Origin of the sequence: Halobaculum sp. MBLA0143 (assembly GCF_041361465.1) — an archaeon.
Lineage (GTDB): Archaea > Halobacteriota > Halobacteria > Halobacteriales > Haloferacaceae > JAHENP01.
In genome coordinates, this window is record NZ_JBGKAC010000001.1 from 2,601,859 (window position 1) to 2,624,590 (window position 22,732).

At 66.1% G+C, this 22,732-nt stretch carries 23 protein-coding genes; 11 read left to right on the forward strand and 12 right to left on the reverse strand.

Annotated elements, in window-relative coordinates:
• Position 1: 1 nt before the first annotated feature.
• Positions 2-958, reverse strand: a complete 957-nt coding sequence (locus RYH79_RS13490; protein WP_370899974.1) for a DUF3179 domain-containing (seleno)protein — start codon at positions 956-958, stop codon at positions 2-4.
• The gene (locus RYH79_RS13495; RefSeq protein ID WP_370899976.1) at positions 955-1,677 is read right to left on the reverse strand and encodes an alanyl-tRNA editing protein; all 723 of its coding nucleotides are present in this window, start codon (positions 1,675-1,677) and stop codon (positions 955-957) included. The genes RYH79_RS13490 and RYH79_RS13495 overlap by 4 nt, the downstream gene beginning before the upstream one ends.
• A 168-nt stretch (positions 1,678-1,845) precedes the next feature.
• Between RYH79_RS13495 and RYH79_RS13500 the strand changes: the two genes are divergently transcribed.
• Entirely contained in the window at positions 1,846-2,544 is a 699-nt protein-coding gene (locus RYH79_RS13500; protein WP_370899978.1) for an HD domain-containing protein, read from the forward strand.
• A gap of 608 nt (positions 2,545-3,152) precedes the next feature.
• Entirely contained in the window at positions 3,153-4,199 is a 1,047-nt protein-coding gene (locus tag RYH79_RS13505; protein ID WP_370899980.1) for an NAD(P)-dependent glycerol-1-phosphate dehydrogenase, read from the forward strand.
• A gap of 72 nt (positions 4,200-4,271) precedes the next feature.
• Here RYH79_RS13505 and RYH79_RS13510 read toward each other — a convergent pair whose 3' ends face one another.
• From RYH79_RS13510 to RYH79_RS13520, 3 genes are all read right to left on the reverse strand, one after another.
• Complete coding sequence (locus RYH79_RS13510) at positions 4,272-4,931, reverse strand: M48 family metallopeptidase (RefSeq protein WP_370899982.1); 660 nt, start codon at positions 4,929-4,931, stop codon at positions 4,272-4,274.
• A 40-nt stretch (positions 4,932-4,971) separates the two neighbouring features.
• Positions 4,972-5,538, reverse strand: coding sequence for an NUDIX domain-containing protein (locus RYH79_RS13515; protein WP_370899984.1), 567 nt, complete (start codon positions 5,536-5,538; stop codon positions 4,972-4,974).
• A 224-nt stretch (positions 5,539-5,762) separates the two neighbouring features.
• A complete protein-coding gene (locus RYH79_RS13520; RefSeq protein WP_370899986.1) occupies positions 5,763-6,449 on the reverse strand; it encodes a DUF3800 domain-containing protein in 687 nt (228 codons plus the stop codon).
• Positions 6,450-6,560: 111 nt separating this feature from the next.
• Between RYH79_RS13520 and RYH79_RS13525 the strand changes: the two genes are divergently transcribed.
• Entirely contained in the window at positions 6,561-7,196 is a 636-nt protein-coding gene (locus RYH79_RS13525; protein ID WP_370899988.1) for a DUF420 domain-containing protein, read from the forward strand.
• Positions 7,197-8,264: 1,068 nt separating this feature from the next.
• The gene (locus tag RYH79_RS13530) at positions 8,265-9,557 is read left to right on the forward strand and encodes a M28 family peptidase (RefSeq protein ID WP_370900896.1); all 1,293 of its coding nucleotides are present in this window, start codon (positions 8,265-8,267) and stop codon (positions 9,555-9,557) included.
• Positions 9,558-10,113: 556 nt separating this feature from the next.
• On the opposite strand, the gene purQ is transcribed toward RYH79_RS13530, so the two are convergent.
• Together purQ and purS are read right to left on the reverse strand one after the other, a co-directional pair.
• On the reverse strand, positions 10,114-10,812 hold the full coding sequence (purQ, locus tag RYH79_RS13535; protein ID WP_370899989.1) for a phosphoribosylformylglycinamidine synthase I: 699 nt from the start codon (positions 10,810-10,812) through the stop codon (positions 10,114-10,116).
• Positions 10,809-11,114: a phosphoribosylformylglycinamidine synthase subunit PurS gene (gene purS / locus RYH79_RS13540; protein WP_370899990.1), complete on the reverse strand. Its 306-nt coding sequence runs from the start codon at positions 11,112-11,114 to the stop codon at positions 10,809-10,811. Before purS ends, purQ begins: the two co-directional genes overlap by 4 nt.
• Before the next feature lie 222 nt (positions 11,115-11,336).
• Here purS and RYH79_RS13545 point away from each other — a divergent pair, with 222 nt between their 5' ends.
• Positions 11,337-12,590: a digeranylgeranylglycerophospholipid reductase gene (locus RYH79_RS13545; RefSeq protein WP_370899992.1), complete on the forward strand. Its 1,254-nt coding sequence runs from the start codon at positions 11,337-11,339 to the stop codon at positions 12,588-12,590.
• A 79-nt stretch (positions 12,591-12,669) separates the two neighbouring features.
• Positions 12,670-13,212 carry a CDP-2,3-bis-(O-geranylgeranyl)-sn-glycerol synthase gene (locus RYH79_RS13550; protein ID WP_370899994.1) on the forward strand — a complete coding sequence of 181 codons (543 nt, stop codon included), beginning with the start codon at positions 12,670-12,672 and terminating at the stop codon, positions 13,210-13,212.
• Here the strand turns inward: RYH79_RS13550 and RYH79_RS13555 are convergent, their stop codons facing one another.
• Positions 13,213-14,682, reverse strand: coding sequence for a BGTF surface domain-containing protein (locus RYH79_RS13555; RefSeq protein WP_370899996.1), 1,470 nt, complete (start codon positions 14,680-14,682; stop codon positions 13,213-13,215).
• A 164-nt stretch (positions 14,683-14,846) separates the two neighbouring features.
• Here RYH79_RS13555 and RYH79_RS13560 point away from each other — a divergent pair, with 164 nt between their 5' ends.
• Positions 14,847-15,380: a hypothetical protein gene (locus tag RYH79_RS13560; protein WP_370899998.1), complete on the forward strand. Its 534-nt coding sequence runs from the start codon at positions 14,847-14,849 to the stop codon at positions 15,378-15,380.
• Positions 15,381-15,427: 47 nt separating this feature from the next.
• Positions 15,428-15,946: an orotate phosphoribosyltransferase gene (gene pyrE, locus RYH79_RS13565; protein WP_370900000.1), complete on the forward strand. Its 519-nt coding sequence runs from the start codon at positions 15,428-15,430 to the stop codon at positions 15,944-15,946.
• 6 nt (positions 15,947-15,952) lie between these two features.
• Here the strand turns inward: pyrE and citZ are convergent, their stop codons facing one another.
• From citZ to RYH79_RS13580, 3 genes are all read right to left on the reverse strand, one after another.
• Positions 15,953-17,089, reverse strand: coding sequence for a citrate synthase (citZ, locus tag RYH79_RS13570; RefSeq protein WP_370900002.1), 1,137 nt, complete (start codon positions 17,087-17,089; stop codon positions 15,953-15,955).
• Positions 17,090-17,268: 179 nt separating this feature from the next.
• A complete protein-coding gene (locus RYH79_RS13575) occupies positions 17,269-17,442 on the reverse strand; it encodes a hypothetical protein (RefSeq protein ID WP_370900004.1) in 174 nt (57 codons plus the stop codon).
• Positions 17,443-17,591: 149 nt separating this feature from the next.
• A complete protein-coding gene (locus RYH79_RS13580) occupies positions 17,592-18,710 on the reverse strand; it encodes a transcription initiation factor IIB (protein WP_370900006.1) in 1,119 nt (372 codons plus the stop codon).
• 429 nt (positions 18,711-19,139) lie between these two features.
• Here RYH79_RS13580 and RYH79_RS13585 point away from each other — a divergent pair, with 429 nt between their 5' ends.
• From RYH79_RS13585 to RYH79_RS13595, 3 genes are all read left to right on the forward strand, one after another.
• Complete coding sequence (locus RYH79_RS13585; protein WP_370900008.1) at positions 19,140-20,240, forward strand: hypothetical protein; 1,101 nt, start codon at positions 19,140-19,142, stop codon at positions 20,238-20,240.
• 77 nt (positions 20,241-20,317) lie between these two features.
• Entirely contained in the window at positions 20,318-20,845 is a 528-nt protein-coding gene (locus tag RYH79_RS13590; RefSeq protein ID WP_370900010.1) for a hypothetical protein, read from the forward strand.
• Between the two features lie 61 nt (positions 20,846-20,906).
• Positions 20,907-21,437 carry a hypothetical protein gene (locus RYH79_RS13595; RefSeq protein WP_370900012.1) on the forward strand — a complete coding sequence of 177 codons (531 nt, stop codon included), beginning with the start codon at positions 20,907-20,909 and terminating at the stop codon, positions 21,435-21,437.
• 3 nt (positions 21,438-21,440) lie between these two features.
• Here RYH79_RS13595 and RYH79_RS13600 read toward each other — a convergent pair whose 3' ends face one another.
• Positions 21,441-22,712 carry a cytochrome P450 gene (locus RYH79_RS13600; protein WP_370900014.1) on the reverse strand — a complete coding sequence of 424 codons (1,272 nt, stop codon included), beginning with the start codon at positions 22,710-22,712 and terminating at the stop codon, positions 21,441-21,443.
• Positions 22,713-22,732 lie beyond the last annotated feature (20 nt).

A 22,732-nucleotide genomic window follows, 5' to 3' on the forward strand; every position in this document is an offset into this window, starting at 1 on the left:
ACTACTCCCGGTAGAACGCCGCCGTGCCGTGGTTGTCGACCCAGCCGTAGGCGAACAGCCTGACGGCGGGGAACCGGGAGAGCCGTCGGTCCGTGCCGTCGGCGACGCCCGTCGTCGGGTCCCAGCGGAGGCCGTCGCCGCGAGCGACCCCGTCCGCGAGTCGCCAGTCGAAGCCGGGGTCGTGGTAGGCGTGCGTGCCGTCCGGGGCTGCGAACACGACCACGCTCGCGCCGCCGACGGTCACGCGAACGACGCCACCGGCAGCCTCGACCGTCGGTCGTGGGACGCCGACGGCCTCACCGTCGTGTTCCAGGCCGACGACGACGGCCTTGGGATCGATCCAGTCCAACGGGAACGACCGCTGTGGCACGTCCGAGCGCCGGCCGCCGAGCCCGAACCCGTCGCCGTCGAAGTAGTCGTCGAAGGCGGCCTCGTCGTAGTCGATCTCGGCGGGCTCGTCGGTCTCGCTGGCGGTCTCGCTGGCGCCGCCCGGCGGCGCGAGTAGGTCGGCGTCCGGGTAGCCGTCGCAGAGTCGCTCGTAGGTCGTCACCGTCGACGGGAGCAGGTCCAGTTCCGTTCCCTCGTGGGGTCCGGCGATGGCCCGGCCCAGCGACTGTTTCCACTCGCTGTCCGTCTCGTGGTCGTACAGGACGAGCGTATCGTCCGCGAGCTTACCGGAGACGCCGAAGGTGAGCGTCTCCCCGTCGACACGGCGGTCGAAGACGAGCACACTCCCACACAGCGGACACCAGGTGACCGCAATCGGCGTCCCGCCTAGTTCGTCGTCGACCACCTCGTGGTAGCTCAGGTACCGGATCGGGTAGCCGCGGACGGCGCCGTCGCGCTCCACGACGACCACGTCGTCGCCGGCGTCGCCGTCGTACCGCTCGGGCGCGGAGTACGTCGGCTCGTACACCGGGGGGATGGCGTCCCGCGGCAACACGTCGACGACGTTCACGAGTCGGCGAGTTCGAACTCGACGCGCTCCGTCTCGGACCCCTGGGTGGTCCGGCCGGTGACGGTCACCTGGCCGAGGTCACCCGTGTCCGTCGCGTGCGTGCCGGCGCAGGCAGTCCGGTCGAACGGGTCCTCGCTGTCGCCGATCTCGACGATCCGGAGCTCCTGGATAGAGTCCGGCAGGAGGTCGATCCGCGTTCGCTCCGTGTCCAACTCCGCTTCCGCTCGCTCGCGGGCCATCGTGTAGCTCCGCACCGGGAGCGCGTCGTCGACGATCTCGTTCAGCGACGCCTCCAGATCCGCCAGCTCCGTCTCGGAGAACCGCTCGTACGAACAGTCCAGTCGGGCGCGGTCGTCGTACAGTTGGTTGCCGACGGTCGGGGCGTCGAACTCCGACAGCAACACCGCAGACAGGAGGTGTTGTGCAGTGTGGTAGCGACTGTGGGCCTGGCGTCGCTCCCAGTCGATCTCCCCCGTGACCGTCGTGCCGACGGCCGGTGTCTCCTCCGCGAGGGTGTGGTACACCGTGTCCTGTTTCTGTACGTCGACGACCTGGAACTTCGTCCCGTCGGCGACGAGCCGTCCGGTGTCGTTCGGCTGGCCGCCCCCTGTCGGGTAGAAGTGTGTCGCGTCCAACACGACGCGGTCGGGGAGCGACCGCTCGACGGTCGCCTGGAACGAACGGACGGTGCTGTCCTCTAGGTAGCGTTGGTCTGTCACGCGAAGGGGTACGGCGGCGAGGCACAAATCCGTTGTCCGGGACCGAGACCGGCCGCAAGACGCGCCGAGACGGACGGTGCGAAGCTTATAAGGACGCATCCCGTCTGAGATATGATTAATGAGTAACGATCACGTCTCTTCGACCGACTCCGAGCGGAGGTGTACACCGTGGGTGTCGAGATAAGAGAGTCTGCGGTCTCGGCGGAGGAGTTCGCCGACATGGAACAGTTCGTCCGGGAGTACCTGATCGCGTCCGTCGAGAGCGAGGAGGACGGCGGGCGGATGCGGTGGTACCCCTGGCACTCCGCGGAGTACCGGTTCAACCACATCCAGAACGTCGTCGACATCAGCGAGCAGATCGCCCACGAAGAGGGAGCAGACGTGGACGTGGTGCGGGTCGCCGCCCTGTTCCACGACGTGGCGAAGCTGGAGGCCGACCAGGACGTTCACGCCGAGGAGGGTGCCCGTGTCGCCCGCGAGTTCCTGGAGAGTCGTGGAGAGTTCGCCCCCTCGTTCGTCCAGGCAGTGACGACTGCGGTCGAGGACCACTCCTACCAGGGGTCGGTGTCGGATCTCTCGCTGGAGACTCAGTGTCTCGTGGAGGCGGACCTGCTCGACAAGGTGGGTGCCAACGGGACGGCGTTGATGCTGTTGCGGATGGGCTACGAGTCCCGGACGCACATGGACGCCGCGACGATGGTCGAACGGGTGTACCAGCGGGGCAAGCAACACGCCGCCCGGGTGGAGTCGGAGACGGGCACCTCCATCGCACACCGCCGACTGAAGCGAGTGCAGTGGTTCCGCGAGTGGCTGGAAGACGAAGTGACCGGGATGGAGGCGGAGGAGACTGAGGTGGAGACGCGCTGAGACGAGAGCAGACCGGTTGAGTCGGCTCCACGTCTCGTCGGTAGTCGTACAGCGTAACACGGGCTCTCTCCGTCGTCCAGTCGACTCCACTGCCTGTGTCAGCGAGGGACTCGTTCGGTAGTGTTGGGACCCCACAGAACGGCGACATCGGTGGCTCTGTGGCTGCGAGGGCGTCTGTAACAGTGTCGCCGACTCCAGCCGGAACTGCTGACGCGAACCCGAGCGGATTCACTGCCGTCCGTCTGCCGTGTCCTCTCGGGGCTGCGACGTCCAACCTCCATCCCAGCCTACGTGACAGCCTCACTCGTCTACAATTCTAGTAGATACTACGAGAGCAACGAGCGTCCCGACGGTGGTTCCGATTACTTCTGCTTGTCCGATATCTAACACTGACCCTACAGACTGAAACAGAGCGAAGAGTGCTACCGATACAGCACCAACAGACAGTAGTTTCGACGACGAGACTTCCACGTTCACTAGTCGTCTTCCCGACACAGAGTCCTTCTGATTCGACTACCGTCGACTGTAGCTACTACACCCCCGACTCTCAGCTGACAGACACAACGCGGACGGACAACCATTTCAACGGAGCCGGCCCACAGGCGGGTATGACAGACAAGTCGCGGTGGATCAAGCTGCCGCGGAACGTCCTCGTCGGCCACGGGATGCTCGACGAGGTCGGCGACGCGGTCGGCGAACTCGGACTCGGCGGAGAGGCGTTGCTCGTCACCAGTCCCACGCCCGACGAACTGGCGGGCGACCGGCTCCGGGCCCAGTTCGACGACGCGACCACTGTCGTCGTCGAGACGGCCGGCTACGACGCGATCGAGCGCGTCACCCGGACGGCCGAGGAAGTCGAGCCCGCGTACCTCGTCGCGCTCGGCGGGGGGAAGGCGATCGACGTTGCGAAGATGGCCGCCGAGGAGGTGGGCCGCGGGTTCGTCTCCGTCCCGACCGCCGCGAGCCACGACGGCATCGTCTCCGGGCGGTCGTCGATTCCCGAGGGGAAGACCCGCCACTCCGTCGCCGCCGACCCGCCGTTGGCGGTCGTCGCCGACACGGAACTCATGGCACAGGCGCCCTGGCGGCTCACGACCGCCGGCTGTGCCGACATCATCTCCAACTACACCGCGGTGAAAGACTGGCGGCTCGCCCACCGGTTGAAGGGCGCCCGCTACAGCGAGTACGCCGGCGCGCTCTCGGAGATGACCGCCGAGATGCTGGTCGGCAACGCCGACTCCATCAAGGAGGGGCTGGTGGAGTCCGCCTGGCTCGTCTCGAAGGCGCTCGTCTCCTCGGGCGTCGCCATGTCCATCGCCGGCTCCTCGCGCCCGGCTTCGGGCGCCGAACACCTCTTCTCGCACCAACTCGACCGGATCGCCCCGGAGCCCGCGCTCCACGGCCACCAGGTCGGCGTCGGTGCGATCGTGATCGAGTACCTCCACACCGGCGAGGACGGCGGCTGGCAGCTGATCCGGGACGCACTGGAGGAGATCGGCGCACCGACGACTGCCGACGAGCTCGGCGTGTCGACGGAGGTGGTCGTGGAGGCGCTGGCGACCGCCCACGAGATCCGGGACCGCTACACGATCCTCGGCGACGGGATGGAGCCGAGCGCGGTCCGGGAGGTGGCGACGTACACCGGCGTGATCTGACGCCGTCGGCGTCGGCGAAGGGGGCTGGTCCGCCCGGCCGGGGTCGTTCCCGACAGACTCGGCCGGGCGCGATCACTCCCGCCGGAGTCGCCCGATTCGACCGTCCAGCGACGGGTGTCTGGACAGCCGGCCGCCGTCGGCGAGGTGGCCGGCGGCGGCGAGCCGAGAGAGCGCGCTCGCCAAGCACTCCCCGCTGGCACGAGTACGAGCGAAGGCGTCGGCGTCGAACTCCGTCCAGCGAGCGGCCGCGAGCGACAGCGCCACCGTCGGGACGAGCAGACCGACGCCGACGAGAAACTCCGAGCCGGGGGCCAGCCGCGCGCCGGCGACCCACGCGAGCGCGAATCCCACGGGCACACCCAGTCGAACGGGGACGTGACGACGCGCGAGGTGGCCGTACTCGTGGCAGGCGACAGCAGCCACCTCTTCGGGGTCGAGCTCCCGGCACAGTGCCGTCGTGACGAACACACGACCCACCCGTGGGGAGAGTCCGGCCGCGAACGCGCCGACGGTGTCGCCGGCCGCGAGCAGCCGGACCCGCTCCGGGGGCACTCCGGCGGCGGCGAGCTGTCGACGCTGGGGCGGCGTCGGCGCCCGAGTCCGGTTCGTTCGGGCGACGACCGCCGGCGCGAGTGCGGCGCCGGCGACCCCGCAGACGACGACGAGCCACAGCTCCCACCAGGTCTCGATCACCGCGGCGGCGGCCGCGAACTCCGCCGGGGGTAATGTCACGGAGCGTCGTACGACCGACCCCCGTGTAGTTCTTTTGCCGTCACCGCTCGGGCGGTTCGATCGGGAACGACGCAACCGCGTCGTACCGCAACGGCGACGGGTGCTCGCGGACCCACCGAGCGTCGTCGATCTCCGTCTCCGCCGGGTCAAGCGCCGTCGCGTCCGCTGGGTCGAACGCCGTGTCGTCGCCTGCCGGCACCGCGTCGAAGACGACGACGAGCCGGTCGATCGGCGGCCGGTCGCCGTGGACGTGTCGCGCCCGTGTCGCCAGCCTGACGCCCGTGAGTTCGGGGTCGACGCCGGTCTCCTCGCGGGTCTCGCGGCGAGCCGTCGCCTCCAAGCGCTCGCCCGGCTCCTGTTTGCCCGCCGGCTCCGACCAGCCGTCGGCGTCGCGCTCGCGGACGACCAACGCCTCCGTGACGCCGTCGACGACCCGTCGGACCCACACGCCTGCGCCGCCGACAGTACCCGCCGCGGCCCGCTCGCGCGTCTGTTCGTACGTCTCGCGGTCGACGCACCACTCCGTGCGGCGGATTGGAACCTCGTCGTAGTCGTCTCGGAGGCGATCGAGGGTATTCTCGACTACCGCGCAGTACTGATCGGTCATATGCGATAACGGCGAAGATAGTAGTCATTAATTGACTCATTCAACTTCCCAGTCTGGCTTACAGCGAAGGATTTAATATGGTGTAAGCTCTAAGCTGAATTACGAGCCGGGAAAGAGAGTCAATGATCCCGCTAGACGGGGAATGAGCCTCTCGGCACTGGCCCTGCGGGAACGGCAGACGATGATCCCGCCAGACGGGGAATGAGACTGCCCGCACCGCAGCTTTACTGTAAACACAGATTTTCTAGTTTCTTGTGTGTCCCGTCGAACGTTTCACCGCTGTGTCTCTTGAACCGCGCGTTGGCTGCTACGTCCGCAAACTGTATCCCAGCGACTTTTTCGCTGTCCCAGATCTCGAACTCTATCTGTCGGTCAGAGACCTTCTCGGTGTTCTCAATCCGTTCTTTTGCGGTCTCCCACACCGATGCATCAAGTAACACTCGGACACGGTCTCTATCGACGTTCTGAAATTGACCGTGGTACAGGAGTGGATTCAACGCTGAAAGTAGAAGCATCGTGCGTATCGACTCCTCAACTGATGTGTTCCGACTGTTACTGTCAAGAACAGATCTAGCAAGGTCCGTATCTGTCCCACTAAAAGAGTACGCAACGGGCGAGTCAAGCGGGAGTCTGGCGTCCGCAACCGTGCCACCGTTGTACACAGTGTGGCGTAGACACTCGAAAAGATAATCTAGACCATCTGGTGATAGGTCCTTTCCCTTGATTTCTTTTCTTCCTTCTGGTATGTACCCCATGGCTTCCAACTGTTCCTGAAGCGAGACTCGTGCCTCGCTCAGAGCTGCCCGTGGACCCTTTTCCGAGACGTACCAGCAAGCAGCAACTTCGAAGTGTTCATCACTGGTTATAGTACCGCTCTCGTCAACCGCAGCATAAAGATAATCAGTCGTCATGCTGTATCACTGTGTTCTTCTATGTGGTGAACGCGGGTGAGCATGAATAGACTTCCGGTACAACAGTAGAATATCCGAAGACGCAATACCGTCGACACACAAACCGTTCGTATGGCAACAGCAGACGCGAGCGGCGCGCTCGCCAGGGTGAGACGGCACCCGAAGGCGACCGTCGCCGTCGTCTCCGTGATCGGCTACGTAGCCGTCATCGGCACGTTCGCGGGCGTGTTCCCGATTTTCCCGGAACTGACGAAGGGGCAGGTGAACCTCCTCAGCCACGCTATCGCCGTCGTCAACACCGTCGCCACGGCCTCGCTGGCGCTGGGGTGGTACTGGATCAGACAGAACGAGGTGCGGCGTCACGCCGCCGCGATGGTCACCTCCTTCGCCCTGATCCTCGTGTTCCTCGTGCTCTACCTCCTGAAGGTGGGCGGTGGGCCGGGCGAAAAACAGATCCTCATCGAGTCGACGATGTTCCTCGGTGCGTACGCCGGGACCGTGAAGGCCGCCTACCTCGGGATGCTGGCGATCCACATCTTCCTGTCCGTGGTGTCCGTCCCCGTCGTCCTGTACGCGATCACGCTCGCGGCGACCCACTCCGTCGAGGAACTCCGGTCGGAGACCCCACACCGGAAGGTCGGCCGTATCGCCGCCGGCTCCTGGCTCCTGTCGCTGTCGCTGGGCGTCGTGACGTACGTCCTGCTGAACTGGGTGTACACCTACGAGTTCGTCCAGGTGAGCTACTGAGCAGCTACCCTATCGACGATACAATCGACACAGCTGGTCAGCGTGCCAATCCTGGAAACGGATTCAGCAAGCTCGACGACTCGGCGGCCGAGGTCAGCCTGAGTTTCGAGACCACACAGAGACGAGTCTACCAATTCCTGTTGTCGAACGCGGACCAGGCGTTCAGCTAATGCGAGATCACTGACGGCATCAGCACGTCGACCGGCAGTGTCGGACCGACACTTTCGAAGCTCGTCGACTGCGTGCTCGTCACCAACCGCAGTCACTACTGGACCGTTCCCGACACTGTCCGTGCCCCCCCGGCGGTCTGTCGTGTCGATCACGCCGTCTAGTATTGAGCTGAGTAGAATTGGCCCCTCTAGCGTGCAAGCGGGGGACCTGAATCGGTGGAGCTCACTGTAGCAGATTGGATCGTTCAGGACTGTGACCCCTACGCCACGTGCGACGGATAGCCGTTCCACTACACAAGGTTTATCAATCATTACGCACTACACTAAACTGGTTCCAATCATCTACGGGAGGTGGCTTCGTTTCACTTCCCGGTTCAAATGTCACTAGATCCATCTACATCGTTGCCTTTTTTACAAAGTAGGATAATAATCTGTCAGGTGACGAGAGTCACCTAACCCGTCGGATGATTGGAACCATCTCGGCAGGTTGCGTCACAGCAGACATGGTGATGTGGGCGGTGACAACCGTCCTTCGGCTAGCGCTCATCGCCGTGGGGATGATGCAACTGAAGCGGGAGTAGTAGGTAACGAACCTTCCTATGGTAAACGGGGGTGGTAATGTGCCACCCTCCGTGAGAGGGATGGAGTTGGGATTCGGTTTCCCTGCGTCCGACGGGTCTACTCATTTACCATCATTAGAGACACAGTCTGCTCGCTCCTCAGTCGTCCACGAGCGAGTGAACCGGAGTCATCGGGGGGATCGTCGACCCCGCCTTCCCCCTCCCGAACGACTTTCTCCCGCGCGGCACACGGTGTGGGCGTGACAGACGACACCGACACGGCGGCCGACGGCGACGCGGTCGACGGCACAGCGGCGGTCGACGCGGACGCCCAGTGGATCGGCGAGACGTTCACCAGCGACGCCGGCTGGGATCACCTGGAGACGCTGGTCGACATCGGCAATCGGATGGCCGGCCAGTCGGGCGAACGCGAGGCGCTGGAGGCGACACGCGACGCGCTCGCGGACGCGGGCTGCCGCGACGCTCGGATCGAGGCGTTCGACGTGCAGGGCTGGGTGCGCGGCGACGCGAGCGTCGAGACGCCGAACGGCCCGCAGGAGTGTATCGCGCTGCCGCGCTCCCCCGCCGGGGAGGCGACGGGCGAACTCGTCGACGTGGGCGCCGGACTGCCGTCGGCGTTCGCGGAGACGGACCTGACCGGGAAGGTCGCGCTCGTGTCCACGACCGTGCCGGACTGGTACGACCGGTTCCTCCACCGACGGGAGAAGTACTACCACGCGGTCGAGGCCGGCGCGGCGGCGTTCGTGTTCCGCAACCACGTCGAGGGCTGTCTCCCGCCGACGGGCTCCGTCGGGACGAGCGAGGCACCGATCGGCGAGATCCCCGCCGTCGGCGTGTCGAAAGAGGTCGGTGCCAGACTCGCCCGTCGCGCGACCGGCGACGACGTGACCGTCTCTGTCGACTGCGAGACACCGACGGCCACGAGCGGCAACGCGACGGCCGTCCTCGGTCCCGACACGGACGAAGAGCTGCTCGTCACCTCTCACGCCGACGCCCACGACATCGCCGAGGGGGCGATGGACAACGGCGCCGGCACCGCGACGATCGTCGAGATCGCGAACGCGCTGACGCGCCGCGACGCCGACCTCGACACCCGCGTCCGGTTCGTCGCCTTCGGCGCCGAGGAGGTCGGGCTCGTCGGCTCCACCGTCGAGAGCCAGCGTGTCGACCGTGACCGGATCAAAGCCGTCGTCAACGCCGACTCCAACGTGTTCGGTCGCACGCTCCAGCTGACGACCCACGGGTTCGACGAACTGGGAGCCGCGGCCGAGCGGGTCGCCGACCGGTTCGACCACCCGATCGAGGTCGTCCCCGAACACGTCCCCCACAGCGACCACTGGCCGTTCGTCCGCCACGGCGTCCCGGGGTACATGATCAACGGCAGGACCGAGGGCCGCGGCCGCGGCTACGGCCACACGTTCGCCGACACGTTCGAGAAGCTGGAGGCGCGCAACCTCCGCGAACAGGCGATTCTGCTGACTGCGCTCGTGGCCGATCTGGCGCGGTCGGAAGTGGAGATCGAGCGACGAGAAGAGTCCGCGATTGCGAGTGAACTGGAGGCGGCCGGGCAGGCCGAGGGGATGAAGATCACCGGCGACTGGCCGTACTGATCGGTTTTATTACTCGCTTTCGAGTGGTGCGTTGTCGAGCGTTTTCGGATCACGAACGTCCCGAAAGCCCCGTTGTCAGTCGTTGGCTCTGCTGGATACGGGGACGCGAACAGCCTGAAAGCCCCGGCGGGCTCCGCTCGCGCGGCTCGCTGCGCTCCTCGCTTCGCTGCGGTGCTTGCGTCGCCGTGCTTCGCGGAGCCCGCCGCCCCTTTCAGCCCCACCCCGCACCGCAACCTCAATCCTCCCCAGCCTCCTGCGCTGCTCACTCCCTCACTCCGTTCGGTCGTTGCGCTGCTCGTCCCTCGCGCGTGCTTGCGCTCGCAGAACCGCGAGCGCTGCGCGCGCCCGGGGACACTGTCGATCCGAGCGTCTGCTCGTCGACAGTCCACGGGACGCGCGCGGCGGGCCTCGTGGCCCGCCGTGCGGGGAGGTGAGGGGGCACCTGCGGCGCTGACTGTCCACCCGAAGTCGCCCCCGTGAGCTCGCACCGAGCGCGACCCTTCGAGAAGTCTCGTCTCTGCGCCGATCCCGAGAGCCACCGAACCGAACGCCAACCCTACGCGAACGCCCGGAGCACACCCTGCCCGTCCGTGCCGCCGATATCGGGCAGCGTCGCCCGCTCTGGGTGCGGCATCGTCACCGCGACGGTGTCCCGCTCGCCCAGCACGCCCGCGACGTTGTCTCGCGAGCCGTTGGGGTTCGCGGCGTCCGTGACGCTCCCGTCCGGCTCGCAGTACCGGAACAGGACCCGGTTCTCCTCGGCGAGCCGCGCGGCGGTCTCGTCGTCGGCGACGAACCGCCCTTCCGCGTGAGCGATGGGCACCTCGATCACCTCGCCCGCGTCGTACGCGGCCGTCCACGGGGTGTCCGCCCGCTCCACCCGGAGGTGGACGTGCTCACACTGGAACCGGGCGGAGGCGTTCGTCGTGAACGCGCCGGCGACGAGCCCGGACTCCGCACCGACCTGCGCGCCGTTACACACCCCGAGGACGGGCACCCCGGCGGTCGCGGCCTCCTGCACCTCCGCGAGGATCGGCGTCCGGGCCGCGATGGCGCCCGCCCGGAGGTAGTCGCCGTAGGAGAACCCTCCCGGGAGCACGACCCCGTCCAGATCCGTCGGTTCGTCGACGCCCGCGCCGGCCGCGAGCCCGTCGTCGTGCCAGACGAGCCGCGCGTCGACGCCCAGGTGCGACAGCGCCCGGACGGCGTCCCTGTCGCAGTTCGACCCGCCGAACTGGACGACCGCGACCGTCACTGGCCCGCCTCCGTGTCGGGAGTCTCCGCGTCGACGATCTCCTCTGCCGACTCCCGCTCGGTCACCTCGACCTCGTAGTCGTGGATCGTCGGGTTGGCCAGCAGTCGCTCGGCCATCTCCGCGGCGCGGTCGGCCGCGGCGTCGGCCGACGCCGCCTCTACGTCCACCTCGTAGCGGTCGGCCGACCGCAGCGTCTCCAGCTCGAAGCCGAGCCGTTCGAGCGCCTGCTGTGTCGTCTCCGCCTCCGGGTCCAACACGCCGGTCTTCGGCGCGACGGTGACAGTCGCCGTGTACGCGGTCATCGCCCGAGATTGCGTGGTCGTGTGTGAAGTCGGTTACGGCTCGCCCCCGTCTGGACACGTTCGTGTATCTCCGTGTCGGGGGTGTCCCGGTCGCCGGTGGCACGACGGCTGGCGCCGTGGTCGTCGTCCGAGTCTGTGGACGACGTGGCTCGGGCGGAACCAGAAGTAACAACTGGAACCGGCCCGTGGACGGATACAGCGATAGATTCGCCTCCTCTCACCATGTCCGAACAATACGATGTCGTGGTCGCCGGTGCCGGGCCAGCGGGTGGCCAGTGTGCCCGCGATCTCGCGGCGCGAAACTACGACGTACTGCTCCTCGAGGCCGAAGGCGAAGACGAGTTCCCGGCCGGCAGCAACAAGTCCACCGCCGGAACGTTCCCGTCCACCATGTCGTCGTTCGGCATCCCCGACGACGTCGTGATGAACTACACCGACGACGTCGTCTTGGAGTCGCCGAACGACCACTACGTCCGTGAGCAGACGGGTGCGGTGCTGGAGTTCGCCGAGTACAAACAGTGGCTCGTCGCCGACGCCCGCGCAGACGGCGCCGACGTGCGGTTCGACGCCCGGGCGACGGAGCCGATCCGCGACAACGGTCGCGCGGTCGGTGTCCGGTACAACGGCAACGAGGAGGTGTTCGCGGACGTGGTGATCGACGCCACCGGTCCCGCGGCGCCGCTGGCCCGCAAGCTCGACGTGTGCGACCTGGAACGCGAGCGCCAGGCGATCGGCGTGGAGTACGAGCTCCGCGGCATCGACGTGGACCACCCGGGGTACGCCGATCTGACGGACGCGATGATGCTCCGGCTGGACCACGACCTCGCCCCCGGCGGCTACTCGTGGGTGTTCCACACCGGCGGCGACGAGGCGAAGGTCGGCGTCTGTTACATCCAGAACCAGAGCCACCGCGAGAACGCCCGCGACGACTTCCGGATCGACGACTACCTCCAGTACTGGATCGACGAGGACCCCCGTTTCGCGGACGCCGAACGGATCGAGGGGAAGCAACACCGCGGCTCCGCCCACATCCAACGCCCCGACAAGCTGTCGACGGGCGGGTTCATGGCCATCGGCGACACCGTCCCGACCATCGACCCGCTGTGGGGCGAGGGGATCGCCAAGTGCATGCGGTCGGCGCGCGCCGCGGCCGCGACCGTCGACAGCGCGCTCACCGGGGAGCCGGACACGTCCGCCGACAGAATGAGCGTCTACGACGACCTCTGGCACTCCGACGTGGCGCCCAACGCCCGCAAGCGGCTCCTGATGACGGAACTACTGTATCGTGGCTCCAACGACCGGTACGACCGGCTGATGCGGGACCTGAACCGCGCCGCGACCGACACCCTCCAGCGCGCGAACGAGGGGAGTGTCCGCGCCATGCTGAACCTACTCACGTTCGACGACGTGCCGCTCGTCGCTGGGCTGGCGCGTGACCTCCTGGACGACGCGATTCCGGGCGTCTCGTTGTCCTGATCGGCCGGTCGGTGGCCCGACGCGTCGCCCGTCGGCCGGAATCGCCGGAGATTCAAACGCCGGCGCGAACGGCCTGTGTATGCTGCTCTCGGTCGTCGCCGGCGCCCTGTGGGCGATGCTGCCCGCGTACGTCCCGAACAACGCCGCCGTGCTCGCCGGCGGCGGTCGCCCCATCGACGGCGGCCGAACGCTCGGTGACCGACGGCTGCTGGGCGACGGGAAGACGTGGCGCGGCACCGCCGCCGGAACGCTCGCGGGCGTCACACTGGCCGTCGGGCTGAACGCCGTCGCCGGCCTCGTCGGCGACGCCACGGGCGTCCGACTCCCGACGTTTCCGCTCGTCGCCGCGTTCGGGCTCTCCGTCGGCGCGATGGTCGGCGACGTGGCCGCCTCGTTCCTGAAGCGACGCAGCGGGCGACAGCGCGGGGCCGCCTTCCCCGGGCTCGACCAGTTGGACTTCGTCGTCGGTGCGCTCGTCTGCGGGTTCCTGTTGGCCCCGACGTGGTTCCGAGTGACGTTCACGCTCCCGCGGCTGGCTGTCGTCGCCGTCGCCACGCCCGCGCTCCACGTCGGGACGAACGTGGTCGCCTACCGACTCGGTCTGAAAGACGAGCCGTGGTAGCTACCGCCGTCGTGCCAGTCCGACCGCCGCCAGGAGCGCCAGGAGCGCGACGACCGCGCCGAGCCCCGGCGTCGGCACGTCCGTCACCGTAGTCGGTTCGGGTGTCTGGGTCGGTGTCCGCGTCGCCACCGGCGTCGGCGTCGGTGTCGGTGTCGGAGTTGGCGTTGCCGTCGGCGTCGGTGTCGGTGTCGGTGTCGTCGACTGGACGACTACCTCGGTGTCGAACAGGTCGTCCGCGACCGGCGGCCGGATCGGACGGACGGTGAACCGGTCGCCCGGCTCGGACTCGGAGAGGTCGACGTCGAGCGTCCCCCGGACGCGGCCGTCGGGCCCGGTCGTCACCTCCTCCGACTTGATGAACAGCCGACTCGCGTCGTCCCTCGTCCGGACCAGCAGACGCAGGTCCGTCCCCGGCGCGAGGTTGGTCGTGGCGGTGAGCGTCGGCTCGTCCACCGACGGAACGGTCTCCGTGACCAGACGCGCCGACGGGGGCACGAGCGTCACGTTCCCCGTCGCCGTCGCGTTGCCCATTCGGTCCGGAGCCGCTCCCGCCCGCATCGTCAGCGTCGTGTCGGCCGTCGGCTCCGCGAGCAGACGGGTCGTGTTCACGACGAGGTAGTGAGTGCCGTTCGCGCGGTCGGGGACGACGCGTGTGTTGTTCGTCCCGAGACGAGACTCGAGCGCCGTCTCGTCGTCGCCGGTCGCTCGGAGGTCGAACGTCAGACCCCCGGTCTCGACGGCCGCGAGGAACTGTGTCGTCGCGTTCTCCGTCGAGAACCCGGCCACGGTCGTGTTCTGAGTCGCCAGCACCCTGCCGACGACGGGGTCGTCGTACGCGACCACGAGCTGGTCGCCGTGTGCGACCGTCGTCGTCCGAGTCACCGCCGGGTCACACGACACTGGGGCTCGACAGTCGCTCGCGTTCGTCTGGAGCCCCGTCTGGATCGCCTCGCGGGTCGTCAGGTCGTCCGCGGCCGGGGCCGTCAGCGTCCGTAGTTCCGGGCTGCGTTCCTCGACGATGAACGCCGAGATCGTCGGGTCGCCGTCTCCCCGGACGACCACGTCGTATGTGGCCGAGGTGAGAACGCGGGAGACCCCGTCCACCACCTTGAACGAGACCGCTTCGTCGTCGCCGACGACGGTGTAGGCGGCGGCGCCGTCCGGGCTCCGGTAGGTGTCGAACCGAACGGCCACCCGGCCGTCCCCGTCCGTGTCGTTCGCAACGAGGACGACACGGTAGCCGGTGTTCGCGTCGCCAATCTCGAACCTGGCGGTGCCGTCGATGCCGGTCGCGGTGAACGTGGAGACGCCCCCGCGCTCCGTCACGTACATCTCCTGTGTGAGGTCGATGTCGCTCGCCGTCGAGTCGTCGTGGTCGCCGTGGGTGCCGACCGCGGGCGGGGCGACGAGAGCGAGCGAGAGCAGTACCACTACCGCTGTCGAGACGAGTGCTCGTCGGGTGGAGGGCACGAGGGCAGTACAGAAGTGGAGAGGATAAATCTTCTGTAGTCTGCCCTGGAGTTGGAGCCGTCTCGCCGACGGCGGGGACCGACGCTCGGGGGTCCGTCGGCGGCAGTCTCTCGTCTGATAACGGAACCGGCGCGTTTAACGCCACCGACGGTGGAGCGTGCGGTATGGGGTCAGAAGAGCCGTTCGGCGACCGCGGGGACGAAGAGGAGCCGGACAACCTGTTCCAACGGTTCCGGACGACGTTCTCCCTCGTCGCGGTGGCGGCGTTGTTGGTCGCGGCCGCCGGCGCCGCGACGGTCGGTGGACTCGTCGCCTCCGGTGTCGGCGGCGAACCGCTCCAACGGCCGGCCGGCGACGCCTTCTCGTTTCGGGTGAACACCACACAGGAGGTCACGAGCCTGGAGATCGGCTACGCCGAGGGGTCGGTTCCGAACGTGGAACGGGTGTACGTCGTCAGCGGGACGGGTGAACGGATCGCCTGGACGGCCGCCAGCGCCGGAACGGGCGACGTCGCTCTGATCTCCGGCACCGAGAGCCCGATGCCGTGTCTCCGCGCCGGCAACACCTACCGAATCGTCTTCGAGGGCCGAGCCACCTCCGGTACGATCGCGGCCTACCAGCTGACAGAGGCGATCTCCTCGTCGAGCGGAGAGGCCTGCCGAGAGGCGAAGGCGGAGACGGAGACGCCGGGGTTCTGACGCCGCGGACCAGTAGCTTTTCGCCGTCGCACACACCGACTGTCCGTATGGACACCACGCGACTCGTGGGGGCGTTGACCGACGCGGACGCCGTCCGTTTCGGGGAGTTCGAACTCTCACACGGCGGGACGAGCGACTACTACGTCGACAAGTACCGGTTCGAGACGGATCCGACGGCGCTGTCGCTGATCGCCGAGGCGTTCGCCGAGCGACTGTCGGGTGAACACCTCGCGGGCGTTGCGCTGGGTGCGGTGCCGCTCGTCGCCGCGACCGCAGTCGAGACGGACACCCCGTACGTCGTCGTCCGCAAGTCCGCCAAGGAGTACGGCACCGGCAACCGGATCGAGGGCGAGCTCCCGGACGGAGAGGTGGTGGTGCTGGAGGACGTTGCGACGACCGGCCAGTCGGCGTCGGACGCCGTCGAGGCGCTGCGAGCGGCCGGCGCGACCGTCGAGCGCGTCCTGGTCGTCGTCGACAGACAGGAGGGGGCGACGGAACGACTGGACGAGGCAGACGTGCGGCTGGAGTCGTTGCTCACCGCAGAGGAACTGCTGGCAGAGCGGTAGCCGCCGTCAGCGCTCCTCGATCGGTACCCACTCGCGGTCCGTCTCGCCGACGTACCGTGCCCGCGGCCGGATCAGCCGATTGTCGTCGTACTGCTCCAACACGTGGGCGATCCACCCGCCGACCCGCGACAGCGCGAAGATCGGGGTGTAGATGTCGATGGGGATACCCATCTTGTAGTACGTCGAGGCGGAGTAGAAGTCGACGTTCGGGGCGAGCCCCTTCTCCTCGCGGATGTACTCCTCGATCTGGTGGGACATCTCGTACCACCGGGTGTCGCCGGCGGCCTCGCCCAGTTCCTGTGAGCGCTGGCCGAGGATCTTCGCCCGGGGGTCCTTCACGTCGTACACGCGGTGGCCGAAGCCGGCGACCCGACGGCCGTCCGCGAGCGCCTGTTCGACCCACTCGAGCGGGTCGCTGTCGGACTCGTCGATCTCCTTGAGCATCCGCATCACGTTGGCGTTGGCGCCGCCGTGGAGGCTGCCCGAGAGCGCGCCGATGGCGCCCGTCACGGACGCGTGGAGGTCCGCCAGCGTCGAGGCCGTCACCATCCCGCCGAACGTGGAGGCGTTGAGGCCGTGATCGGCGTGGAGCACGAGCGCCTGGTCGAACACGTCGGCGGCCACGTCGTCCGGCTCCTCGCCGTTGAGCATGTACAGGAAGTTGGCGGCGTGGTCCAAGTCCTCACGGGGCGCGACCGGATCGTCGCCGTCACGGGCGCGGGCGAACGTCGCCAGCGCCGTCGGGAGCTTGGCCGTGATCCGCCGACCCCGGGCGACGTTCGCCTCGGCGTCCGTCGGCTCCGCCTCGTGGTCGTCGTCGTACGCCGACAGCATCGACACGGTCGTCTGGAGCGCCGCCATCGGGTCGCCGTCCTGCTGGCCCAGTGTCGTGACTGCACTCGTCACTTCCGGCGGGAGGTCGCGGTCGGCCGCCATCGCGTTCCGGAACGACGACAGTTCGTCTGCCGTCGGAAGTTCGCCGTTCCACAGGAGGTACAGCGTCTCCTCGTAGGAGGCGTGCTCCGCGAGGTCTTCGATGGGGTAGCCCCGGTAGACGAGTCGGCCCTCTGCACCGTCGATGTGACTCAGGCTCGACTCGGCCACCAGAACACCCTCCAGTCCCCGCTTGAGTTCGTCGGACATTGTCGACTCGTTCCCGAGGGCCGTCAAAAAGCGTTACCGTTCTCCGAGTCCGTTCCCGACACGCGTCGAATCGCAAGACGGCATCGTGACTGGACGGCTGCGACGGACTGCTATCGACCGGCGTACACAGCGAGAGTCGACGACTGTCGAATCCTCCACCGTCCGCCGAGCCCCGCCGTTCACTGAACTTCGTACACCGCCGGCCGACCGCCACACACCCCACACTGGTCCACATCCGCGGAGAGGTTCTGCCCGCAGTGGCGACACTCCCTGTGGACCGGGCCGACCGTCGTTCCCTCGTGGTCGGGCTGAGTCCCCGAGTCGCGTCCGAACGGTCCGAGTGACACACCCATACGTCGACGTGTGTGACGATATGTCATGAAAGTTCGCACAGTACTGATTTCCGACAGGAACGGAGTCGGCGTCGACACGGTCACCGGACCCCGGCCGGTCGAGTCACCGTAGCGATCACACCACCCGACGGCGGGAGTTTCGCGGCCGCTCAGCCGTCGACGCTCACCGGGACCTCGCCGCCGCCGTTGCGCGGGGTGGTCTCCTCGTTGGCTGCCGCCGTCTCCAACAGCTCCTGGTAGCGGTTGCGGATCGTCACCTCGGAGATATCCGTCACCTCGCTGACCTCCCGCTGAGTGAGGTCGGCGTTGGTGAGGACGCCGGCGGCGTACAGTGCCGCCGCGGCCAACCCGACCGGGGACTTCCCGGAGTGGACGGCCGCTTCCTTGCCGACGGTCAACAGCTCGCGGGCCCGGCGTTCCGTCTCGTCGGAGATGTCCAGCCTCGAGGCGAACCGCGGGAGGTACTCCGCCGGGTCGGCGGGCTGGACCTCGAGCTCCAGCTCCTTCACGATGTAGCGGTACGCCCGTTGGAACGTCTCCTCGTCCACGCGCGAGACGCGCGCCACCTCGTCGATGGAACGCGGGACGCCCGCCATCCGGGCGGCAGCGTGCAGCGACGCGGTGGCGATCCCCTCGATGGAACGGCCGGGGAGCAGATCGTCCTCCAGTGCCCGGCGGTAGATGACGGAGGCCGTCTCCCGGACGTTCTCCGGCAGCCCCAGCGCCGAGGCCATCCGCTCGATCTCGCCGAGCGCCTGCTTCAGGTTGCGTTCGCTGTGGTCGGAGGTGCGCAGCCGCTCGTTCCAGGTTCGCAGCCGTTGCATCTTCTGGCGCTGGCTCGACGACAGCGCGTTGCCGTAGGCGTCCTTGTCCTGCCAGCCGATGTTGGTGGACAGCCCCTGGTCGTGGAGCATCTTCGTCGTCGGAGCGCCGACACGCGACTTCTGGTCGCGCTCTGCGGAGTCGAACGCACGCCACTCCGGCCCGCGGTCGATCTCGTCTTCCTCCACGACGAGCCCGCAGTCGGCACACACCGTCTCGCCGTGGCGTTCGTCGTCGACGAGGCTCCCATCACACTCCGGACAGACCTCCGTTTCCTCGGACTCGTGTCGCTCCTCGCGTTCTCGGTCGCGGACGCGTTCTCCACCGTCGGTCAGTGTCTCCCCTCCGGGGACGCCACCACCACCCTCCTCGGGCCCGATGTCGTCCATCTCGTCGTCGCTGCGGTACGTGCTATCCGTGTCTTTGGGTCGGGTGTGTCGTGTCATGATTGAGTCGAACTGTACACGAACGAGAACGGTCTCGCGTGTACTGTCTTCACCTGTTATTAGTCTTCAAAGTAAAAGAATGTGTCGTCGTACTCCCGATACCGTCTGTATCTCGTTACTCGATAGAGGACACAACAGATCGAACGAACTCTTATGAATATAGCGGAACGAGTCCAGAGCCTCGATCTCCCCCGAGTGGCGTCGTCGCGCCGGAGGCGCGCGACATCCGCTCCGAGAAGCTCCGACAGGTGGCCCTCCCTTGAAAACAATCGAAATAGTATTATTTCTACATTAAAGTATAAAATTCCTTGCCAGACACATTGCTCAGTTGGGTTGGCCAGCGTTTATTACTTTAAAATTTGAATCTTAGATACGTTTCTCTGTTTTTGTCACGATAATATTAAGACAGAAGAGTCCGTCCGGGTTGGTATGGCACAAGAGACCCCGCACACACAGAATCGTGGCGGTGATCCGGAGCCCATCGCGGAGGGAGCGACCATTCAGGTACCGGCGATGACGTCCATCGAGCGGCAGGCAGAGATGTCGGACCTCGGCCTCGATCTCGACGAGGCGACACAGGCAGAACGGCTCGAACGAGTTCGTGAGACGGAACTGTCCGACGAGATGCGCGAGATCGTTCAGGACGACGGTGTCCTGGGCGACCGCGACCTCCTCCTCTGGAAGTGGATCTACCACATCTTCGGCGAGCCGCTGACACTGGAGACAGTTTCCGAAGAACACTTCCAAGAGGCGCGGGAGGCTGCTTCGCTCGTCGCTATCTACATCACTCTCATCGACGACATCGGGGAGAAGCTGGGAGACCGAGAGACGTTCTGGGAGCTGTCGAAGGCAGCCTACCCGGGGGTCGAGCCCGACTGGGAGCGCGAGGACATCAACCGTGACTACGCGATCAGCACGAAGCGGGTGTGGGAGGCGTTGATGAACCGTATCGAGAACGCCCCCCGATCAGAGGAGTTCATGGAACCGTTGATGTTCAGTCTCAGACAGTCGATCCAGGGGATGGACTACGCGCGGCTGTCCGCAGACTACGCCTCGTTCATGAACCCGGAGGAGACGTGGTACTTCGAGACGCAGGCCATCGGGCTGTACCTCTTCTGGAACGTCGACCTGATGTTCTCGCCGGAGTTCGATCACGACGACTACCAGGCGTTCCGGAGGGTCGCTTTCGAACTCCAGCACATGTGGCGGCTGGGCAACTGGATCATCACCTGGCACCGTGAGGTGTTCGAGCGAGACTACAGTGCCGGGATCATCGTCGAAGCGCTCCACCAGGGGATCATCGACGAGTCGGACCTCGACGCACTCGACGAGGGAGAGCTAGAGCCGGAAGAAGTCATCGAGAAGGTGGAGTCGGCGGGGTTCGTCGAACAGTTCATCTGGAACTGGAAACAACGCCGTGACCGAGTCAGAAGCCAGGACTTCGGGATGTCGTCGCTCGATAGCACGGAGATGGTGTCGAAGATGGAGTGGCTGATGCAGAGCCACTTCGCCACCGAAGGCCACCGTTGAGTCGTTCTCATAACCCTCACATTCATATTTGAATTCCTCGAAAAGCTTATAAACAGCTATGGACACTGTGCCAGTGTATGCCCGATCCAAGAATCAGTGGCGCGTACGTCGCCGCGTTCGTTCAGAGTGCGGGGGAGGTCTCTCCGGTGTTCGAAAAGAAGGCGAAAGAGACGCTGGCCGACAGGAACATCACTAATCCGGACCCAGAGTCGTGGTACGATAACGAGAAGTTCGGCGAAGCGTTGTTCGAAATCGTCGACAAGGCGGGCGAGAAGACCGTCGCGCAGGCTGGCAAGGAGATGGTGGCGATCACCGAGGAAATCCTCGAACAGGACGAGATCGAGGCCGGGCTGGAGGTTCTTACCGCCCAACACGAGGAGATCCACGAGAGTCACACGGTGGCCGACGCTGGGATTCTCACGTACGAACAGCTCTCGCCGACGAGCTACCGCGTCGCCTCTGAAGGAGGATACGAGTACCCAGCGTCGCTGGTGAAAGGAGCCGCCGAGGAGACCGTCCGTCGAACCGGCGGCCCGAGTAGAGTCGACGTGTCGGACGTAGAGACGGAGTCGAACGAACCGTTCGCGTTCGAAGTCTCCTGGTAACCAGGCATCGAATATTCTCTCCTGGCCAAGATATATATACTGTCTACATAGATAGGACACTATGCCCGATGCTCAATTGAACGGGTTGTACGTCGCAGCATTTGTCGAGAGCGCGGGAGAAGTCTCCGCGGTCTTCGAGAAGCGTGCGATGCAAATGCTGACCGAAAACAACATCGACGACCTCGACGAGGACTCTTGGTACTACGCCGAGGACTTTGAGGAGGCGATGGTGGAGATCGAAGAACAGGTCGGCTCGATGACCACTCAGCAGGCAGGCGAGAAGATGATCGAGGTGAACGAGCAGATCCCCGCGCAAGACTCCGCTCGTGACGGCTTCGACGTACTGAAAGAACAACACGAGTCGAGCTACCGAGGGTACTCCGTCGACGAGGTCGGCCAGTATCGAGTCGACCGACTGAGCGAAGACCACTTCTGCGTTGCGACATACGGCGGGTGGGGCTATCCAGAGGCGTTCACGAAGGGGCTGCTCAAGGGTGTGATCCAGGAGACGGAGGCGGGCGTCACGAACCCGGACTTGGATCCGACAGACACGGAAGGTGAGGAGGTCTTCGCGTACGAAGTTAGCTGGTGAGACTCATCGCTGGGTGAACGACAGCTCAACGGGGCCGTCCGGTACTGCGGTCAGGCTGGCACGGAGGCCGAACGACTCCGTCACTCTGTCGAGGTCGTACGCTCGCAGAAGTGCGGCGACGACCAGTTTCGCTTCGGCCCGAGCGAACGTCTCGCCGAGACACCGTCGCGGACCCGCCCCGAACGGGAAGAAGGCGAACGACGGGCGGCCGGCTTCCTCACCGAACCGTTCCGGTCGGAACGCCTCTGGCTCGTCCCACCACCGTTCGTCACGGTGGACGACCCACTGAGGCAGGTACAGCAGCGCCCCCTCCGGAAGCGACCAACTACGGATCGTCACGGGCTGTCTCGTCCGCCTGAAGATCGTGTGAGACGGCGGGTACAGCCGGAGGGCCTCGTCGATCACCTGTTCCGTGTAGTCCAACGCTTCGAGGTGTTCGGGACCTGGCTTCGCGTCGCCGACAACTGCCGTCACCTCCTCTCGGATCGCACGCGCAACGCGGCCGTGGTCCGCGAGCAGGAACAGCGTGTACGTAAGCGTCAGCGCTGTCGTCTCGTGGGCCGCGAACAGCATCGTAATCATCTCGTCGCGGATCCGTTCGTCCGTGTACCCCGCCTCGCTGTCCGGCCCCGCCGCGAGCAACGCCGACAGCATGTCGTCTCCCTCGCCGGTCTCTCGCTCCGCGATCATCTCCTCGATCCGATTGACGAGTTGTTCGCGTCCGGTCTCGTACCGTTGCTGGACGTCGTCCGACACTGGCCCCGCCGTCGACTCCTCGAGGAACCAATCGGTGATTGCGTCCGCGCCGGCCGCAATTCGACCGTCGTCGTCCTGCTCGTCGAACAGCGTCTCCAGCATCACCCGCAGTGTGAGGTCTGTCATCTTGTCGCGCACATCGACGACCCCTGTCTCCGGCAGTTCGGCCACTGCATCAGCCGTCAGATCACGGATCGTCTCCGCGTACGCCCGTACCCGGTCGGGTCGAAACGAAGACTGAAGTGTCCCGCGCTGTGCTCGCCACTGGTCGCCGGACGCAGAGACCACGCCGCCACCGAACACCTCGTCGAACCCCTCGAACTTCGTGTACTTGTCCTCTTCTCCGAACAGGACTGTCTCGATATCGTCCGGGTGAAACAGCATGAACTGCTTCGTGTCTGGTGCGGAGACCTGGACCACATCACCCTCTTGTGCCCACTCCAGACGGCGCTCGAACGGATTCTCACTGTACTGCTGGAGCGTGCCGACCGTGGGGGGGAGTTCCGAATCCGATGACATTCATGCGTAATTTGTTCTCA

Excerpts from the sequence above, each read along its gene's own strand:
- RYH79_RS13550 (WP_370899994.1), top strand. The coding sequence starts at position 12,670 with ATGCTGCTCTCGGTCGTCGCCGGCGCCCTGTGGGCGATGCTGCCCGCG.
- RYH79_RS13590 (WP_370900010.1), top strand. The coding sequence starts at position 20,318 with ATGCCCGATCCAAGAATCAGTGGCGCGTACGTCGCCGCGTTCGTTCAG.
- pyrE (WP_370900000.1), top strand. The coding sequence starts at position 15,428 with ATGGACACCACGCGACTCGTGGGGGCGTTGACCGACGCGGACGCCGTC.
- RYH79_RS13575 (WP_370900004.1), bottom strand. The coding sequence starts at position 17,442 with ATGGGTGTGTCACTCGGACCGTTCGGACGCGACTCGGGGACTCAGCCC.
- RYH79_RS13505 (WP_370899980.1), top strand. The coding sequence starts at position 3,153 with ATGACAGACAAGTCGCGGTGGATCAAGCTGCCGCGGAACGTCCTCGTC.
- RYH79_RS13520 (WP_370899986.1), bottom strand. The coding sequence starts at position 6,449 with ATGACGACTGATTATCTTTATGCTGCGGTTGACGAGAGCGGTACTATA.
- RYH79_RS13585 (WP_370900008.1), top strand. The coding sequence starts at position 19,140 with ATGGCACAAGAGACCCCGCACACACAGAATCGTGGCGGTGATCCGGAG.
- RYH79_RS13515 (WP_370899984.1), bottom strand. The coding sequence starts at position 5,538 with ATGACCGATCAGTACTGCGCGGTAGTCGAGAATACCCTCGATCGCCTC.
- purS (WP_370899990.1), bottom strand. The coding sequence starts at position 11,114 with ATGACCGCGTACACGGCGACTGTCACCGTCGCGCCGAAGACCGGCGTG.
- RYH79_RS13595 (WP_370900012.1), top strand. The coding sequence starts at position 20,907 with ATGCCCGATGCTCAATTGAACGGGTTGTACGTCGCAGCATTTGTCGAG.
- RYH79_RS13600 (WP_370900014.1), bottom strand. The coding sequence starts at position 22,712 with ATGTCATCGGATTCGGAACTCCCCCCCACGGTCGGCACGCTCCAGCAG.
- RYH79_RS13525 (WP_370899988.1), top strand. The coding sequence starts at position 6,561 with ATGGCAACAGCAGACGCGAGCGGCGCGCTCGCCAGGGTGAGACGGCAC.
- RYH79_RS13560 (WP_370899998.1), top strand. The coding sequence starts at position 14,847 with ATGGGGTCAGAAGAGCCGTTCGGCGACCGCGGGGACGAAGAGGAGCCG.
- citZ (WP_370900002.1), bottom strand. The coding sequence starts at position 17,089 with ATGTCCGACGAACTCAAGCGGGGACTGGAGGGTGTTCTGGTGGCCGAG.
- RYH79_RS13580 (WP_370900006.1), bottom strand. The coding sequence starts at position 18,710 with ATGACACGACACACCCGACCCAAAGACACGGATAGCACGTACCGCAGC.
- RYH79_RS13545 (WP_370899992.1), top strand. The coding sequence starts at position 11,337 with ATGTCCGAACAATACGATGTCGTGGTCGCCGGTGCCGGGCCAGCGGGT.